Origin of the sequence: Carnobacterium inhibens subsp. inhibens DSM 13024 (genome assembly GCF_000746825.1) — a bacterium.
Taxonomy (GTDB): domain Bacteria; phylum Bacillota; class Bacilli; order Lactobacillales; family Carnobacteriaceae; genus Carnobacterium_B; species Carnobacterium_B inhibens.
On sequence record NZ_JQIV01000006.1, the window covers coordinates 2493663 to 2510076 of the forward strand.

Below are 16414 nucleotides of genomic sequence, written 5' to 3' on the forward strand. Positions count from 1 at the left end.
AGGACAGATTTGAGAATAGCTGTAGTTAATAACAACGTAGAGCAATCTTTAAAATTGGCCGAACAGTTTCGAATACTGTGTTTGCAAAATAATCTTTTGCTAGATGATAAAAACCCAGATGTCGTTGTAACAATCGGTGGAGATGGAACCTTGTTATCTGCTTTTCATAGATATGCCCACATGCTGGATCAAGTACGATTTGTAGGAGTCCATACAGGCCATTTAGGTTTTTATACTGATTGGCGAGATTATGAATTAGAAGATTTAGTCATAAGTTTGCTTCATGATGAAGGTGAAAGTGTAAGTTATCCTTTACTTGATGTTAAAGTAACTTATCAAGGACAAAAAGAGTCTTCTCATTTTTTGTCTTTGAATGAATCTACGATGAAACGTATAGATGGAACGATGGTTTGTGATGTCTTCATAAAAGATGAGTTATTTGAACGGTTTAGGGGTGATGGAATGTGTATCTCAACACCTACAGGTTCAACAGGGTACAATAAGTCTGTAGGAGGTGCGGTCATTCATCCTAGATTAGAAGCTCTGCAATTAACCGAAATTGCGCCCATTAATAATCGCGTTTTTCGCATTTTAGGCTCACCGTTGATCGTAGCACGAGATGAGTGGATTAGAATTAAACCACTTACAACAGAAGGATTTGTTTTAACAATTGATCAATTGACGTCTTCTGAGAAAAATATTACAGAATTAAATTATTGCATTGCGAAAGAACGCATTCACTTTGCTCGATACAGACATACTCATTTCTGGAGTCGGGTTGAAGATGCTTTTATTGGAGCGAAAAAAAATTATGAAGTTTAGTTGGACATATGAATTGCCAACTAGTTTACAAGTGAAGTCATTTTTAAAAACAAAAGGCATATCACGTAGTTTACTAGCAAAAATAAAGTTTCATGGTGGGAAAATTGAAGTCAATGAAACGGAAGTAACTGTACGTTACCTTTTAAAAGATAAAGATACTGTACAAATTACGATTCCAGATGAAGCACCTCATGAAACAACCATTCCTGTCGATATTCCTATTGATATCGTATATGAAGACGAGCACTATTTAGTTGTAAATAAACCTTATGGAGTTGCGTCAGTGCCTTCCCAAGTTCATCCGGAAGGTACAATGGCTAATCGAGTTAAAGGGTATTACGTGCGTCAAGGATACGCTAATCAAGTTATTCATATTGTAACGAGACTTGATCGTGATACGACTGGCTTAATGCTATTTGCCAAACATGGATACGCACATGCGTTAATGGATATCCAATTAAGAGCAAAAGAAATTGAAAAGAAATATATCGCTCTTATTATGGGTCAACTAAAAAAAGCTGACCATGGATTTATTGATGCCCCAATTGCTCGTACGACTGATTCAATTATTACAAGAAGAGCTCATTCTTCTGGAAAAGAAGCTTTAACAGAGTATTGGGTTAAAGAATCATTTCCGGAAGCTACTTTAGTCGATATTCAGTTGCATACTGGAAGAACGCATCAAATTAGGGTCCATTTTGCTCATATAGGTCATCCATTAATGGGAGATGATCTATATGGCGGATCCAAAAACAATTGGGTAGTAAGGCAAGCGTTGCATTGTAGAGCATTAAAATTTTTTCATCCGTTTACTAATGAAAAAATAAGCCTCAAACTTGAAAACCCTAAAGACATGGCTCAATGGCTACATCAGCATAAACAGCAAGAGATCAATAGTTAATGAAATGAATTGGAAAGGGGTGTAGCCCTTGAAAGAGGAACAAATTGAATTTGAAGAACAAATAAAACAATTAAAAGAGTATCTAGATGCTGAGGACATCAATCAATTTAGAGACCACTTTTTAGAATTACATGTGTATGAACAAAGTCAGGTTTATTTATCTTTATCAGATGAGGAACGATTAAGAGGATATAATTTTCTTTCTCCTAAAGAAATGGCAGATATGTTTGAGATTCTTGAGGAAGAGGAAGAATCAGTTGAAAAGTATCTGGAAGAAATGAACCCTCAATATGCTGCAGATATGCTAAGCGAAATGTACCGAGATAATGCTGTAGATATGTTGAATCAATTAGACCCTGCTACCATTAAAAAATATTTGAGTTTAATGCCAGCAGAAGATGCGGATGGCATTAGAAGATTATTGAAATATGAAGACGATACTGCTGGTTCTATCATGACTACTGAGTATATTTCAATTTTTGCTAATCAAACTATAAAATCAGCGATGTCAATTTTAAAAAGAAAAGCACCAGAAGCTGAAACAATTTATTATGTATATGTTGTGGACTCAAATAGAAGATTAGTGGGAGTTATTTCATTAAGAGACTTAATTGTTCATGAAGATGATGAAATGATTTTCGATATTATGGGTGATCGGTTAGTATCAGTAAATGTTAATGATGATCAAAGAGATGTTGCTCGTACGATACAAGATTATGACTTTTTAGCTATTCCAGTTGTGGATAATGAAGAAAGATTAATTGGTATTATTACGGTAGATGATATTATTGATGTAATTAATGATGAAGCAGCCAGCGATTACTCTGGTTTAGCTGGAGTCGATGTTGAAGAGAAATCTGAGAATCCCTTTGTTGTGGCTTCAAAAAGACTTCCATGGTTGATCATTTTATTATTCCTAGGTATTGGAACATCTACTTTGATTAGTAATTTTGAAGAAATGATCAGCGAAGCAAGTATTTTAGCAGTTTTTATTTCGCTGATAACAGGAACTGCGGGGAACGCAGGAACTCAATCACTCGCCGTAGCTGTTAGGAAATTAGCGGATAACGATGAAAATAAAAGGAACTTTGGGAAACTCATTTTAAGCGAAATTTCATCAGGATTGATTACCGGTGTCGTAACAGGTGTTACTATTTTCTTAGCAGTAGGAATTTGGCAACAAAATTTTGTGTTGGGATTAGTCATAGGTATAGCGATGTTAGCAGCTATAACGATTGCTAATCTTGCTGGAAGCTTTATTCCTATCTTAATGGAAAAAATAGGATTTGACCCTGCAGTTGCAAGTGGTCCATTTATTACAACACTTACAGATTTAACTAGTGTCTTAATTTACTTTAATATAGCTGCATTATTTATGAATTACCTAACTTAAATTTATTAGTAACTAAAATGGCGCGTACAACTAAAACATATGTGCAAGAGTAAAGGATGACAGGCAGTGCCAAAAAGAAAAAAAAAGATGACTAAAAAACAAAAAGAACAACGAACAAAGTTGATTTCTACTGGAATCATACTTTTGTTTGTTTTTTCGATTGGCTTATTTCTGGGTGAAAATAAAAATAGTGAGCTTTCTTTAAAGGAAAGAATAACTATTTTTATGGAAGAAACAGCTGGTCTTTTTAATTCTGAGGATCCAGAACCAGCTGAGACAGAGAATCAAGAAACAACCATTCGTTTTTTAGATGCTAATCAAGGATCAGCAACACTTATTCAATCGAAAGACGGTACAAATATTTTAATTGATAGTGGACGCTATGAAGACAAAGATAAAAAAATTATTCAACAACTGGACCAATACGTTGGTACAGGCGGTAAAATTGATTTGCTGATTTTTACACATAACGATTCAGACCATATTGGTTATGGAGATCTTATTCTTAATTATTATAATGTAAAAGAAGTCTGGATGAATGGGAACGATGCTACAAGTAAAATTTATGAACGGGTATTAGATGCCATAGATGAAAGTAATGCCTTATATGCAGAACCGAAAGCTGGAGAAAAACATCAAGTAGGTCCTTTTAAAATTGATGTGTTGAACCCTACTGATCCATCAGATAATGATCAAAATGACGATTCTATTGTAACTAAAATTACAGTTAATCAAGTTAGCGGACTTTTTAGTGGAGATGCTTCTCAAAGTATAGAAAAGGCTATTATAGATACAGGCGTGGATCTAGCAGCTGATTTTATCTTAATGGGACATCACGGATCGGACACGAGTACTAGTGAAGAATGGATTCAAGCAAGCCAACCAGAGCTTGCTCTATTTTCAGCAGGTGCAAATAACAGTTATGGGCATCCCGGTAAAGACGCGGTTGGTCGTTTAAGAAAATATAATATTCCAGTCTATGGAACCATTGAAAATGGAACGATTACTCTTGTCATCCATGAAGACGGAACGTATACTATTAAGACTGAAAAGGGAGAGAACATTAATGAAAATGGTGCTTGAAGAAATAGAGGGTGATTTAGCTCGTTTTATTCCGGATGAAGGTGCATCTTTTCATGTGAAAAAAAGTTTACTGCCAGAAAAGTATCAAATAGGCGAATTGTATGAAGTTAATATTTCTGAAGGTCAAGTTAGTATGATTGAGCCTTTAAAAGAAGAAACACAGGAAAGACTTGCTAAAATGAGACAAAAGCGAAAGAAATTATTAAATAAAAGAAAAAAATAACTATTAAAATTAGGCTGTAAAAACGGAGAACTTAGTTCCAGTTTTTACAACCTTTAATTTTTGTCAGATTGGGCGTTTATAAATTAAGCCTCTTAACCATCTTATGATGAGGAATTCCAGCGTCCATAAAGCTATCGCCTTCAATCTGATAACCTAATTTTTCATAAAATGATAAGGCATGATCTTGTGCATCAAGAATCAATTGATTTACCTGTTTTTCTTTTGCGTAACGTTCTATTTCTAACATTAATTGATTGCCCAAATTTTGTTTGCGGAAATCAAGCGAAACAGCTACACGTTGAACTTTAAAAGTAGTGTCATTTTTTTGATAAAGTCTTGCTGTAGATACTGCTTTATCTTCTAAATATCCAATAACATGAATCGTTTTATCTTCTAAATCATCAATTTCTAATTCTGGCGGAACATGTTGTTCTTCCACAAAAACTTTTTTTCTGATTGATATAGCATCATTGTAATAACCAGATGTTAAATCTACTGTCCAAATAAATTCCATCGTTTCCCTTCTTTCTTTTACATTAAAATCGTAACATAATTAATCAAATGAATCTAGATGAAAACAACGTGAGCTTTTATCCAGACGTTCTTTATTTATTAAGGTAGATGAACTATACTAAAGAATATAAATTAAACAAGAATGGTGGTCAATGCAATGAATGAAAAAACGATTCAACTTGTTGAAAAATTAACAACAATTCCTTCTCCAACGGGAAATACGTATGAAATAATTTCTTTTATCCAAAATTATTTAAATCAGTTCGGTTATGAAACTACAAAAACAAATAAAGGTGGATTGATGATCACTGTAAAAGGAGCAAATCATCAAAAGCATCGTTTTGTAACAGCACATGTTGATACGTTAGGAGCCATGGTAAGAGCGATTAAACCAAATGGAAGACTGAAATTAGATTTAATTGGTGGGTTTCGTTTCAATGCAATCGAAGGAGAATACTGTACAGTACATACAGCTAATGGAAAGATATCAGGTACGATTCTAATGCATCAAACTAGCGTTCATGTTTACAAAGATGCTGGAACAGCTGAAAGAAATCAAGAGAATATGGAAGTACGTCTTGATGAGAAAGTTCAGACAAAAGAAGAAACTCAATCATTAGGTGTTTCTGTAGGAGACTTCATTAGCTTTGATCCTAGAACTGAAATTACGACTAATGGATTTATTAAATCCCGTCATTTGGATGATAAAGTGAGTGTAGCTATCTTACTGCAATGTTTAAAGAAAATAAAAACTGAAAAAGTGGTGCTTCCTTATACCACTCATTTTTATATTTCAAATAACGAGGAAATTGGTTATGGCGGAAATTCAAATATTTCTGACAAAGTAGTGGAGTATTTGGCGGTTGATATGGGTGCCATGGGAGATGACCAACAAACTGATGAATATTCTGTATCCATTTGTGTAAAAGACGGAAGCGGTCCGTACCATTACGAGTTGAGGAAAAAACTGACTGCACTTTGCGAAGACAATCATATTCCTTACCAGTTAGACATTTATCCATTTTATGGAAGTGATGCTTCAGCTGCTATGAAAGCAGGAGCGGATGTTCGTCATGCTTTAGTTGGTGCAGGAATAGAAGCAAGCCATGCCTATGAAAGAACGCATGAAGAATCTATAACAGCGACTGAACAATTGATCGAACAGTATTTATTAAGTGAGATGCTAGATTAACCGGAGAGGATTAATGTTATGGATTATTTTAAAAAATCGAAATTAATGTTTTGGACAGTATGGTTATTAGTTTGTGCTACGTTGATTTTTATGAGTACGAAGATCGAGTTTATTTTTCAACCTTTAACCACATTTGTTTCAACGTTGTTTACCCCTATTATTGTAGCTGGTTTTTTATACTATTTGTTAAATCCTTTGATTGGACAATTAGAAAAAATAAAAATCAAAAGAAAATATGGGATCATCATTGTTTTTCTATTATTTTTAGGAGTAGTAGTATTTTTAGCTATATCTGTTTTACCTAATTTAATTGAACAATTAGGACAGTTGATTACAAGTATACCTTCGTTTTTAAAAGCTTTAGAAAATTATTCTAACGAAATGCTTCAAAAGCCAATGTTTGCTAATTTTGATTTGGAGCAAACTTTAGGAAAAATGGATCTTTCTATTGAAAATATTGCAAACACAGTACTGACTGCTTTAACAGCAAGTGTTGGTTCATTGGTTGGGGCTTTAGCGAATACGACGGTCGTTATTGTTACAGTTCCAATTATATTGTTTTATATGTTTAAAGATGGAAAACATTTTAGGCCTTCAGTTGCTAAGTTTTTTCCAAAGGAATACCGTGGGCAAATGATTGAATTACTTGGGCAAATGAATGAGACTATTGCTTCTTATATCAGTGGGCAAGCGTTAGTTTGTTTATTCGTGGCAGTATTTACCTACTTAGGGTACCTGATTACTGGAATGCCTTATGGTCTTTTGCTAGGGATTATTGCAGGAGTAACGAATATTATTCCCTATATTGGACCGTATATTGGGGCAGCACCTGCTATCATTATTGCGTTAACTATTTCACCAACACAAGCTTTATTAGTTGCATTAGTGGTGTTAGTGGTTCAACAAATTGATGGTAATTTTATCTCTCCTAACGTGATTGGGAAAACTTTATCAATTCATCCTTTAACGATTATTGTTTTATTGCTAGTTGCTGGGAACATTGCGGGTATAATTGGAATGATTCTTGGAGTTCCTACCTATGCAGTAGTTAAAACAGTGGTTGTCTATTTAAGAGATATGTTTATGATTCGTAAAAAACATGCCTCAACTCAAAAAATTATTGATTAGTAGTTGAATTTTTTATATAGTTTGTGATATAGTGTTCAGAGTGAAAGTATGAACATTATATCACAATTTTTTTTGCGATAAAGTAATGCAATCACATAATTAAATGGCTTTATAGGAGGATACAAATAATGAAAGTAGTCGTTATCGGATGTACACATGCTGGTACCTCAGCTGTTAAAACTATATTAAAAGAAAACCCATCTGTTGAAGTTTCTGTTTTTGAAAGAAATGATAATGTTTCATTCTTATCATGTGGAATTGCAATGTATGTTGGTGGAGTTGTGAAAGATCCAGCAGGTTTGTTCTATTCTAACCCTGAAGAATTAACTCAAATGGGTGCTGACGTAAAAATGGAACACAACGTTAAAAGTATTGATACTGAAGCTAAAAAAGTAGTAGTAGAAAATATGACTACTGGAGAAGTATTTGAAGAAAGCTATGATAAATTAGTTAATACAACTGGTTCTTGGCCTATTACACCGCCAATTCCTGGTATTGAAACTAAAAATGTTTTATTATGTAAAAACTACAACCAAGCAGAAGAAGTTATCAAACAAAACCAAACAGCTAAAAAAGTTGTTATCGTTGGTGGAGGATACATCGGGATTGAATTAGTAGAAGCTTTTGAACAATCAGGCAAAGAAGTTACATTAATTGATGGATTAGATCGTATTCTTAACAAATACCTAGATCCAGAATTTACTGATGTATTAGAAAGTACTTTAGAAGAACGTGGAATCAAATTAGCATTAAACCAAGCCGTAACTTCTTTCAACGCTGATGAAAATGGTTCAGTTAAATCTGTAACTACTCCAAAAGGCGAATACGAAGCAGACTTAGTTATTTTATGTGTTGGGTTCCGTCCAAACAATGAATTATTAAAAGATAAAGTTGAAATGATGCCAAATGGCGCAATCATTGTTGATGAATACATGAGAACAAGCAACAAAGATATTTATGCAGCTGGAGACAGTTGTGCAGTTCATTACAATCCAAATGGTGGAGCAGCTTACATTCCTTTAGCAACTAACGCTGTTCGTATGGGTACTTTAGTAGGTAAAAACATTATCGAACCTAAAGTGAAATACAGAGGAACACAATCAACTTCTGGTTTGTACTTGTTTGGCTACAACATTGGGTCAACTGGTGTAAACGTTAATAGTGCTTCACACTTTGGTTTAGATGTTCGTGCAGTTTTCGTTAAAGACAACTACCGTCCAGAATTTATGCCGACTACTGAAGAAGTTTTCATGAAATTAGTTTACGAAGTAGGAACAAACCGCATCGTTGGTGGACAAATCATGTCTAAATATGATGTAACAGCTTCTGCTAATACATTATCATTAGCTATTCAAAATAAAATGACGATTGAAGACCTTGCTTATGTAGATTTCTTCTTCCAACCTTATTTTGACCGTCCTTGGAACTACTTGAACATCTTAGCTCAAGCAGCTTGTGATCAAGAAGACGAATTAGCTAAGTAAGTAAAAAAGAATAAGTTTACTTTGTTAAGCTTGTAAGTAAGTAAAAAAGAATAAGTTTACTTTGTTAAGCTTGCTAGTTTAAAAGATTCAGAATAAAATGGTAAAGGACCTGAGATTTTTGTCTCAGGTCCTTTTTATAGGTCAATGATTTGGAGGTATATAGTTTGAAAATCAATAAAAAGATTTTGTCAGGGATTATTGCACTTATTCTTTTCTTTACCGGATCCTATGTTATAGATCAAGAAGAAGAAAAGTCTTCAACTGTAACAAATGACCAAACATCTATTGAACTTAAAAGAGTGATTGATGGAGATACAATAGTTTTCATTGAAAATGACAAAGAAAAACGGCTGAGATTGCTTCTGATAGATACTCCAGAAAGCAGCACAACTAAAACTGGTTTTGCACAGCCATATGGTATAGAAGCAAAAGAATTTCTTACAGATTATTTAAAAGGGAAAACGTTGTCGATCGAATATGATCCCTCCCATGAAAAAGTAGATGATTACGATAGAGTATTGGCGTACCTATACGCAGATGGAAAATTAGTGCAAGAAGTAATGGTTGAAGAAGGTTTAGCACGTGTGGGTTATGAAAATGGTGATGAGCTTTACTTAAATCAATTAGAAGAAGCAGAGCAAAAAGCAGATAAAATAAATGTGAATATTTGGTCTATTGAAGGATATGTTGGAGAATATGGCTTCAATAAAAAGGAATAGGGTATAAAAGGCAGCACTAAATATGCTATAATAATTGAGTTAATGATACAATTGCCATCCTGTAGCATTCTTGACTAGGATGATATGGTTAAATTAAATAAGCAAAATAAATAAAAAGACTTAAAATGAGGGATAAAAATGGATCATTATTTAGAAGAGGAAGTAGAAGCACGAAAGACATTTGCAATTATTTCCCATCCGGATGCGGGTAAAACAACAATCACTGAACAGCTACTGTTATTTGGTGGAGCAATTCGTCAAGCAGGAACTGTAAAAGGGAAAAAATCGGGTAAGTTTGCGAAATCCGATTGGATGGAAATTGAAAAACAACGTGGAATTTCTGTTACCAGTTCTGTGATGCAATTTGATTATAAAGGGAAAAGAATCAACATCTTAGATACACCAGGACATGAGGATTTTTCTGAAGATACGTACCGTACATTGATGGCGGTTGATAGTGCAGTAATGGTTATTGACAGCGCAAAAGGTATCGAGCCGCAAACGAAAAAATTATTTAAGGTTTGTCGCATGCGTGGGATTCCTATTTTCACGTTTATTAATAAATTAGATCGCGATGGAAGAGAACCGCTTGATTTGTTAGAAGAACTTGAAGAAGTTTTAGAAATTGATTCTTATCCAATGAATTGGCCTATAGGTATGGGTAAAGGTCTACTTGGCCTTTACGATAATTACAATAAAACAATTGAGATCCATCGCCCAGAAGTGAATGGCTTAAACGGACAAAAAGTTATACCATTGAATGAAGCTGGTGAAATTGAAGGAGACCATCCTATCAAACAATCTAGTCTATACACGCAAGCTTTAGATGACGTTGAGTTGCTTAATGAAGCGGGTAATGAATTTTCAGAAGAAAAAATCGCTTCTGGAGAGTTGACACCAGTATTTTTTGGCTCTGCTTTAACGAACTTCGGAGTAGAAACATTTTTGAATACGTTTATTAACTTTGCTCCAAGTCCAACAGCTCACATGACAACGGATAACAAAAAAGTAGAACCAACTGCTGATGAATTTTCTGGATTTATCTTTAAAATTCAAGCGAATATGAATCCAGCTCATCGTGATCGCATTGCTTTTGTACGTATTTGTTCAGGTGTATTTGACCGTGGAATTGACGTTACGTTAGCGAGAACAAATAAAAAAATCAAATTATCTAATTCAACTCAGTTTATGGCTGAGACCCGTGAAGTCGTCCAACATGCTGTAGCCGGAGATATTATTGGACTTTATGATACAGGTAATTTTCAAATAGGAGATACCATTTTTGAAGGAAAGTTAAACGTGGAATACGAAAAGCTTCCTCAATTTACGCCTGAAATGTTTATGAAAGTACAAGCGAAAAATGTAATGAAACAAAAATCATTCCATAAGGGCGTACAGCAACTTGTTCAAGAAGGCGCTATACAATTGTACAAAACTTTTCACACAGAAGATTACATTGTTGGTGCTGTTGGGCAATTGCAATTTGAGGTTTTTCAATACCGTATGTTAAATGAATACAACTCTGAAATAATCATGACACCGATGGGAAGTAAAATTGCACGTTGGATCAAATCTGAAGACCTTGATGAAAATATGTCTTCAAGTCGTAATTTACTTGTACGTGACCGTTTTGACAATCCTTTATTTTTGTTTGAAAATCAGTTTGCTATGCGTTGGTTCGCGGATAAATATCCAAATGTTGAATTAACGTCACTGTTATAAGGGTTCTAGTGACTAATTCATATCTGCATTTCGTTTATGACCTACTAATGACCTAATTGGCCATAAAAGCTGAAAATTTCTCGGCTGCAATTTCTTCTGTTTCTTTTGTTAAATGAGCATAGACATTCATAGTTGTTTGAATATCTGAATGACCCAATCTTTTTTGTATTTCAAATATGCTCATACCAGAAGAAATACACAAACTTGTGTGTGTATGTCTTAGCATGTGAAGATTAACTTTAGATCCATACATTTTACAAATACGTTCTAAACGCCATTGCATGAAACCAATTGTTTTGGGTCGTCCATCTGGTGCAGCAAAGACAAAATTAGCATCATGATATCCTTTTCCAAAAGCGAGTTTCGATTCGTTTTGATATTGCTTTAGTTTCTTTAGTAGTTCAATTACTAAAGGATCAATAGATATCAGACGATTTGATGCCTCGCTTTTTGGTGTATTTAGTTCGTATCTTTTATTTGAATTTCCATCTGTAAACAACGTTTTATTGATGTCTAAGGTATTGTTTTTGAAATCTATATCATTCCATTGTAAAGCTAAACCTTCACCAGCACGCATGCCGGAGTAGGCTAATAAATGTAGATAAGCTTGTTCAATATCAAGACTGTATTTATTAACGTTTTCTAAAAAATTAATAAGCTCAGGTTTATTTAAAAATTTTATTTTATTTTGCTTTTTATCACTTAAGGTTTTAACTCTTCTAGGTAAGCCGACATCAATAGTAGGATCTATGTTAATTAGTTCGTATGTCTTAGCATAGCGAAATACCATCTTAACAACTTGGAAAATATTAATTACTGTGCCTCTTTTATATTTTCCGCTTTTGCGCATATCTATCTTTTCTTCATTGTCTAATAAGTCTGCTATCATATTTTCAACTTCTCTACGCTTTATATCTTTTATTCTTCGATTTCCAAAATAGGTGCAAGCTGTATTTATTTTCGATTTTTGAGATTTGATTGTTGATTGTTTGACTTCATTATTATGTTTTTCAAGCCATTCAATAGCGACTGCTTCAAAAGTAGAATTAGTATCATTAACGATACCGCCATTTTTTACAGCTGCCTCAAAATCAACTGCTGCATCTTTTGCTTGCTTTTTAGTTTTAAAACCACGTCTTGTTGTTGTAATAGCTTTACCAGATTTATCATAACCAGAAACGGCTTTAAATAAATAAAGAGATCCTTTAGTTTTTGTTGTATATTTTTGTATACTAGCCATTTATTTTTCTCCTCTCTATGTTATAATTGGATATAGCAAATAGCACCGTATGACAGCGTGGCATTTTGCAGAATATTAGGTTGAACACTCCTCAATTTTAGTCGGTGGGGGAGTGTTCTTTTTTTGTGTATATTAATGTAAATTGATTGTTTCTGTTTCTGTTCCAAAAGCTCCTGTAGATACTTCTAACTGAGTTTTTGTAGAGTTTGCTTGTTCTTCAGAGATGTCAAACGCTATTTTACCTTGCATTTCAATATCGGGATTCAAGTTTTCTAAGAAGAAAGAATTTGTAATTTGACCATCTTCACCTTGGTTCGCTGACATAGAACCAGTAGCATCTGCTTCAAAACTTTTATCTCCTTCTTTCAATTTGAAAAAAGAACTATCAACCATTTTTGCTTCGTTTCCGTTATTTTTAACTGTTACATCCACAATCAAGAAAGTTCCTTTAGCTTCTGTGGGCATGATGCTTGGACCAACTGATTTGCTAACTTCCATTCCGTTGACAGTATATTCCATATCTCCTACAGTCACTAAATCACCAACTTTAAATGTTGATTCTTCTTTTGCTGGTGTTGAATCTTTTGTTTCAGTCGCGTCTTTGGTTTCTGTAGTATCACTTACAGTTTCTTCTCCACCTAGACTACCACCTATAATAGCGATTAATATAACAGCTACAACCCAAAACCAAACTTTCTTGTAAAAAGGCTTCTTAATTCTTCCTTTAACTTCGTTACCATGTTCGTCAAATAATTTTCTTTTCGCCATTTTAATTCCTCCAATGTATATGTATTTTTATTATCCCTGATGGTTGGCAACCTTCAGGGATAACTTAATTATATCTATTTATATTGATAACGCTATATTTATTTGCTATTTTTATTCAAACTCTAAATCCACTATCATTTCATCTAAACTTTCTAAAGCCTCGTTCTTTTCTATATAATTAATCCAAGATTGATATGGATCAGCTGACTTCGAATTAATAACAGTTTTGAATTTATCGTAAACATTTCTCATTAATTCAACCCAAATTTTATCTATAGCTCTGTCAATTTTATTTTCATTCCACCGCTTTTTTTGTGGACGTCTAGCATTTCTTGCTAGTTGATCTTCCATCGCTTTTTGATAAAATATGTTTTTACCAGCAAAATTAGAATCCATATATTCTACAAAATCTTTGAAATTCATCTTTTCACCCCTATATTTTAATCGTAATTAATAATTGAAACTATAACTTTTCCTAATATATTTAAATTATCTGCACTTTCGTAACTTATCACAACATCTGAAAAGCTATCATCAGAAGAATCAGGTCTAAATATAATTCGTTTGTTTTTCTCGTCATTAAGATATCTTTTCATAGAAAATTCGCCATTATCTGAAAAAACTACTATATCGTTCTTCTTTAGGTTATTAACTTCCCATTTTTTGACACCTATCATTGAATCATGTGGAATAACATTATTCATAGAATCCCCATTTACTTTCATAATCAATATATCGCTATGACCTGCGTACCCATTCATAATTACGTCTGGTAATTCTATATCTTTTAAGTCATCTTCAAATACAGCTTCTATTGTACTTGGTAAACCTGCCGCAATAGAGCCATTAAACAGCTTATATGTTCTTGATGGAATTTTGTTTAAAGTGCTTATAAATTCGATATCTTTATAAGTGGTATCAATATCGCTTTTACCTACACCAAAATAGTCAGCAATTTTTTGTAAAACTGCATGTGATGGTTTTGATCTTAAATTAATATAATCACTCATTGTAGACGGACTAATTCCTATTTGTTCAGATAGTTCTTTTTGAGATATATCATTTTCGTTTATAAGTCTTTTTATGTTACTAGCAATAATTTTTTTTTGATTGTTCATTATTATCCTCCTATAAAACCGTTACCTGTTAGGTATATATAGATTATAGTATGTATTTTTCGTAATGTAAATGGTTTTGATTAAAATATTACGACAATTTCGTATATAATTGTTGACTATACGTTATTTTCGTATTAAAATGTTTTATATAGAGAGGAGGTACCAAAATGAAAAAACAAAAAACTTTAAAGGAACTGCGAGAACAATATGGTATTTCTCAAAGTAAGCTAGCAGAAGCCTTTGAAGTATCGTCTAGTACTATATATAATCATGAAAAAGATTCTTCTAAGATTTCTGATTCTCTATTAAAAAAATATATGTACACATTTGATATTAAATATGATGATATTTTTTTAGGAAACAAATACGATATTTTCGTATTTGAAAATAAAAATAAATCTACTGTTTTTGAAAGAGCAAAAGATTTAACACCTTAGATTGAAAGTGAGGAGGAAAAAGTCATGACTGAATTACAAGTTTTTAATTTCGAATCTAGTGAAGTCAGAACTCAATTTATTGATGATGAACCTTGGTTTGTTGCAAAGGATGTTTGCGATATTTTAGAAATTTCAAATAACCGTGACGCTGTTAGCAGACTAGATGATGATGAAAAAGCTACTGTCGGTTTAACCGACGGCAGCCAAATTAGAAATTATTCCATCGTTAATGAATTTGGTTTATATAACTTAGTATTATCTAGCCGAAAACCAGAAGTGAAAGTTTTTAAACGTTGGATTACGCATGATGTAATACCTGCTATTAGAAAGACTGGTGGCTATCAAGTTAAAAGTGATCCCTGGGATGCATTGAGCTTAATGTTCGAAGCGTCTAAACAAACTAAAGAAGAAGTTGATGAGGTGAAAACTAGAGTCGTCAATCTAGAAGAGAACGTATCAATTGATCCAGGTAAGTATAGCTACATTGGTAAATGTATTTCTCAAAAAGTTAGACAGATTGGTAAAGAAAGACAATGGTCCATGAATAAAAAACAAATCGCTTTGTTATACAAGGATATTAATAAAGCAGTAGCTGAGGTTTCAGGAGTAAGAACTAGATCCCAATTAAGAGAAAAGCACTTTGATAAAGTAATGGACTTAATTGATGATTGGGAACCTTCAATTGCTACCAGAATGTTGGTACATGCTTTAGAAGATATAGAAGTATTTCCGAAGAACGAGGAGGAATATTGATGAATAAATTATTTAAAACAGTAATTACCCTCACAGCTATTGGAGTAGCCGTGAAGGTCGTTAGAAATATACCGAATAAAATTGACAGAGGAACTCTATCCGGTAAAAAAATGAATTTAATTAATAGTAATCGTGGAAATCTCTCTTAGGACTTGAAAGATCAGATTTGTAATAACCGCTAGGCTGCATTACTAAATCAAAATTAGTGTCCATATTCTCAAAACCATTAGGAGTTGTTGTGTAAACAAAAATAACTCCGTTATCAAAAGTAGCTCTAATGACGGTATTACCATTATTTTTTAATCGTTTTTCCTTTTTGATTAAAGTTGCATCTTGACCATCGTAGTTGAATGTTCCGATATTCATATTCGCCAAATTTTATCACCTCCTTATCAATTATTTCAGCAGGCCACTTGCTGATAAGGATATTATCTCACTAATAAATAACAATTGGAATAGAAAAAGGAGGGCTGAATAATGTCAATCCAACTTCAATTATCGGACGACTTAATTGTAACGAATAAATCCCAATTACGAGAATTAATGCAAGAAATGCAAATAGAAATTATCAAACAGTATGATGCGGAAAGCCCAGCAATGACTATGAAGGAAGCTTCCAAATACATTGGAGTAAGCGAGCCTACTATCAAAGATATGTTAGACAACAAAGAGATACCAGGTGTTAATGTAGGCCGTATTTACCGTTTTAACCGTTATGAATTAGATAAATGGTTAGCAGGAAAGAATTAGGAGGAATTTTATATGTCGTTAGAAACAGTAAAAAAATTAATCTTAGTTTCAAATATGTATTTCTTCGGTACAAGAAAAGTAGGACCTGGTTATGCATTTTGGTATGGATTGTTGTTTGGAGCATTCGTAATAAGTTTTATAACACTATTACTAGCTTGGATATTTTAA

Annotated in this window: 20 protein-coding genes; 14 read left to right on the forward strand and 6 right to left on the reverse strand. The window is 33.3% G+C overall.

Going from position 1 to position 16414, the window contains the following annotated elements; all coding sequences use genetic code 11:
• The first annotated feature begins 9 nt into the window (after nt 1-9).
• The 5 genes from BR65_RS13010 to BR65_RS13030 all read left to right on the forward strand — a co-directional run bounded on the left by BR65_RS13010 (nt 10) and on the right by BR65_RS13030 (nt 4422).
• Nucleotides 10-822 carry an NAD kinase gene (locus BR65_RS13010; RefSeq protein ID WP_023177330.1) on the forward strand — a complete coding sequence of 271 codons (813 nt, stop codon included), beginning with the start codon at nt 10-12 and terminating at the stop codon, nt 820-822.
• A complete protein-coding gene (locus BR65_RS13015; RefSeq protein ID WP_034538853.1) occupies nt 812-1723 on the forward strand; it encodes an RluA family pseudouridine synthase in 912 nt (303 codons plus the stop codon). Before BR65_RS13010 ends, BR65_RS13015 begins: the two co-directional genes overlap by 11 nt.
• Before the next feature lie 28 nt (nt 1724-1751).
• Nucleotides 1752-3116, forward strand: a complete 1365-nt coding sequence (gene mgtE, locus BR65_RS13020; RefSeq protein WP_034538512.1) for a magnesium transporter — start codon at nt 1752-1754, stop codon at nt 3114-3116.
• Between the two features lie 66 nt (nt 3117-3182).
• Nucleotides 3183-4199 carry a ComEC/Rec2 family competence protein gene (locus BR65_RS13025; RefSeq protein ID WP_244877177.1) on the forward strand — a complete coding sequence of 339 codons (1017 nt, stop codon included), beginning with the start codon at nt 3183-3185 and terminating at the stop codon, nt 4197-4199.
• Nucleotides 4183-4422, forward strand: a complete 240-nt coding sequence (locus tag BR65_RS13030) for a DUF3006 family protein (protein ID WP_034538513.1) — start codon at nt 4183-4185, stop codon at nt 4420-4422. The genes BR65_RS13025 and BR65_RS13030 overlap by 17 nt, the downstream gene beginning before the upstream one ends.
• Nucleotides 4423-4498: 76 nt before the next feature.
• Here the strand turns inward: BR65_RS13030 and BR65_RS13035 are convergent, their stop codons facing one another.
• Nucleotides 4499-4936: a GNAT family N-acetyltransferase gene (locus BR65_RS13035; RefSeq protein ID WP_034538514.1), complete on the reverse strand. Its 438-nt coding sequence runs from the start codon at nt 4934-4936 to the stop codon at nt 4499-4501.
• 156 nt (nt 4937-5092) lie between these two features.
• On the opposite strand from BR65_RS13035, the gene BR65_RS13040 reads away from it, so the two are divergent.
• From BR65_RS13040 to BR65_RS13060, 5 genes are all read left to right on the forward strand, one after another.
• On the forward strand, nt 5093-6127 hold the full coding sequence (locus tag BR65_RS13040; RefSeq protein ID WP_023177341.1) for a M42 family metallopeptidase: 1035 nt from the start codon (nt 5093-5095) through the stop codon (nt 6125-6127).
• A gap of 18 nt (nt 6128-6145) precedes the next feature.
• Nucleotides 6146-7255 (forward strand): AI-2E family transporter, encoded by a 1110-nt coding sequence (locus BR65_RS13045; protein WP_023177342.1) that lies wholly within the window; start codon nt 6146-6148, stop codon nt 7253-7255.
• Nucleotides 7256-7383: 128 nt separating this feature from the next.
• The gene (locus BR65_RS13050; protein WP_034538515.1) at nt 7384-8739 is read left to right on the forward strand and encodes an FAD-dependent oxidoreductase; all 1356 of its coding nucleotides are present in this window, start codon (nt 7384-7386) and stop codon (nt 8737-8739) included.
• Nucleotides 8740-8903: 164 nt separating this feature from the next.
• On the forward strand, nt 8904-9458 hold the full coding sequence (locus tag BR65_RS13055; protein WP_034538516.1) for a thermonuclease family protein: 555 nt from the start codon (nt 8904-8906) through the stop codon (nt 9456-9458).
• Between the two features lie 138 nt (nt 9459-9596).
• On the forward strand, nt 9597-11180 hold the full coding sequence (locus BR65_RS13060; RefSeq protein ID WP_034538517.1) for a peptide chain release factor 3: 1584 nt from the start codon (nt 9597-9599) through the stop codon (nt 11178-11180).
• A gap of 52 nt (nt 11181-11232) precedes the next feature.
• On the opposite strand, the gene BR65_RS13065 is transcribed toward BR65_RS13060, so the two are convergent.
• The 4 genes from BR65_RS13065 to BR65_RS13080 form a co-directional block, all read right to left on the reverse strand.
• A complete protein-coding gene (locus BR65_RS13065; protein ID WP_034538518.1) occupies nt 11233-12420 on the reverse strand; it encodes a tyrosine-type recombinase/integrase in 1188 nt (395 codons plus the stop codon).
• A gap of 132 nt (nt 12421-12552) precedes the next feature.
• Nucleotides 12553-13188, reverse strand: coding sequence for a DUF4352 domain-containing protein (locus BR65_RS13070; RefSeq protein ID WP_034538520.1), 636 nt, complete (start codon nt 13186-13188; stop codon nt 12553-12555).
• Between the two features lie 111 nt (nt 13189-13299).
• A complete protein-coding gene (locus BR65_RS13075; protein WP_034538522.1) occupies nt 13300-13611 on the reverse strand; it encodes a hypothetical protein in 312 nt (103 codons plus the stop codon).
• Between the two features lie 17 nt (nt 13612-13628).
• Nucleotides 13629-14306 (reverse strand): helix-turn-helix domain-containing protein, encoded by a 678-nt coding sequence (locus BR65_RS13080; protein WP_051932786.1) that lies wholly within the window; start codon nt 14304-14306, stop codon nt 13629-13631.
• A 167-nt stretch (nt 14307-14473) separates the two neighbouring features.
• On the opposite strand from BR65_RS13080, the gene BR65_RS13085 reads away from it, so the two are divergent.
• The gene (locus BR65_RS13085) at nt 14474-14743 is read left to right on the forward strand and encodes a helix-turn-helix transcriptional regulator (protein ID WP_034538523.1); all 270 of its coding nucleotides are present in this window, start codon (nt 14474-14476) and stop codon (nt 14741-14743) included.
• A gap of 24 nt (nt 14744-14767) precedes the next feature.
• A complete protein-coding gene (locus BR65_RS13090; RefSeq protein ID WP_034538525.1) occupies nt 14768-15496 on the forward strand; it encodes a BRO family protein in 729 nt (242 codons plus the stop codon).
• A gap of 120 nt (nt 15497-15616) precedes the next feature.
• On the opposite strand, the gene BR65_RS13095 is transcribed toward BR65_RS13090, so the two are convergent.
• Nucleotides 15617-15871, reverse strand: coding sequence for a hypothetical protein (locus BR65_RS13095; RefSeq protein WP_034538527.1), 255 nt, complete (start codon nt 15869-15871; stop codon nt 15617-15619).
• A 102-nt stretch (nt 15872-15973) separates the two neighbouring features.
• Between BR65_RS13095 and BR65_RS13100 the strand changes: the two genes are divergently transcribed.
• Complete coding sequence (locus BR65_RS13100; RefSeq protein ID WP_034538528.1) at nt 15974-16246, forward strand: helix-turn-helix domain-containing protein; 273 nt, start codon at nt 15974-15976, stop codon at nt 16244-16246.
• A gap of 12 nt (nt 16247-16258) precedes the next feature.
• Nucleotides 16259-16414 (forward strand): hypothetical protein, encoded by a 156-nt coding sequence (locus BR65_RS13860; protein ID WP_156098870.1) that lies wholly within the window; start codon nt 16259-16261, stop codon nt 16412-16414.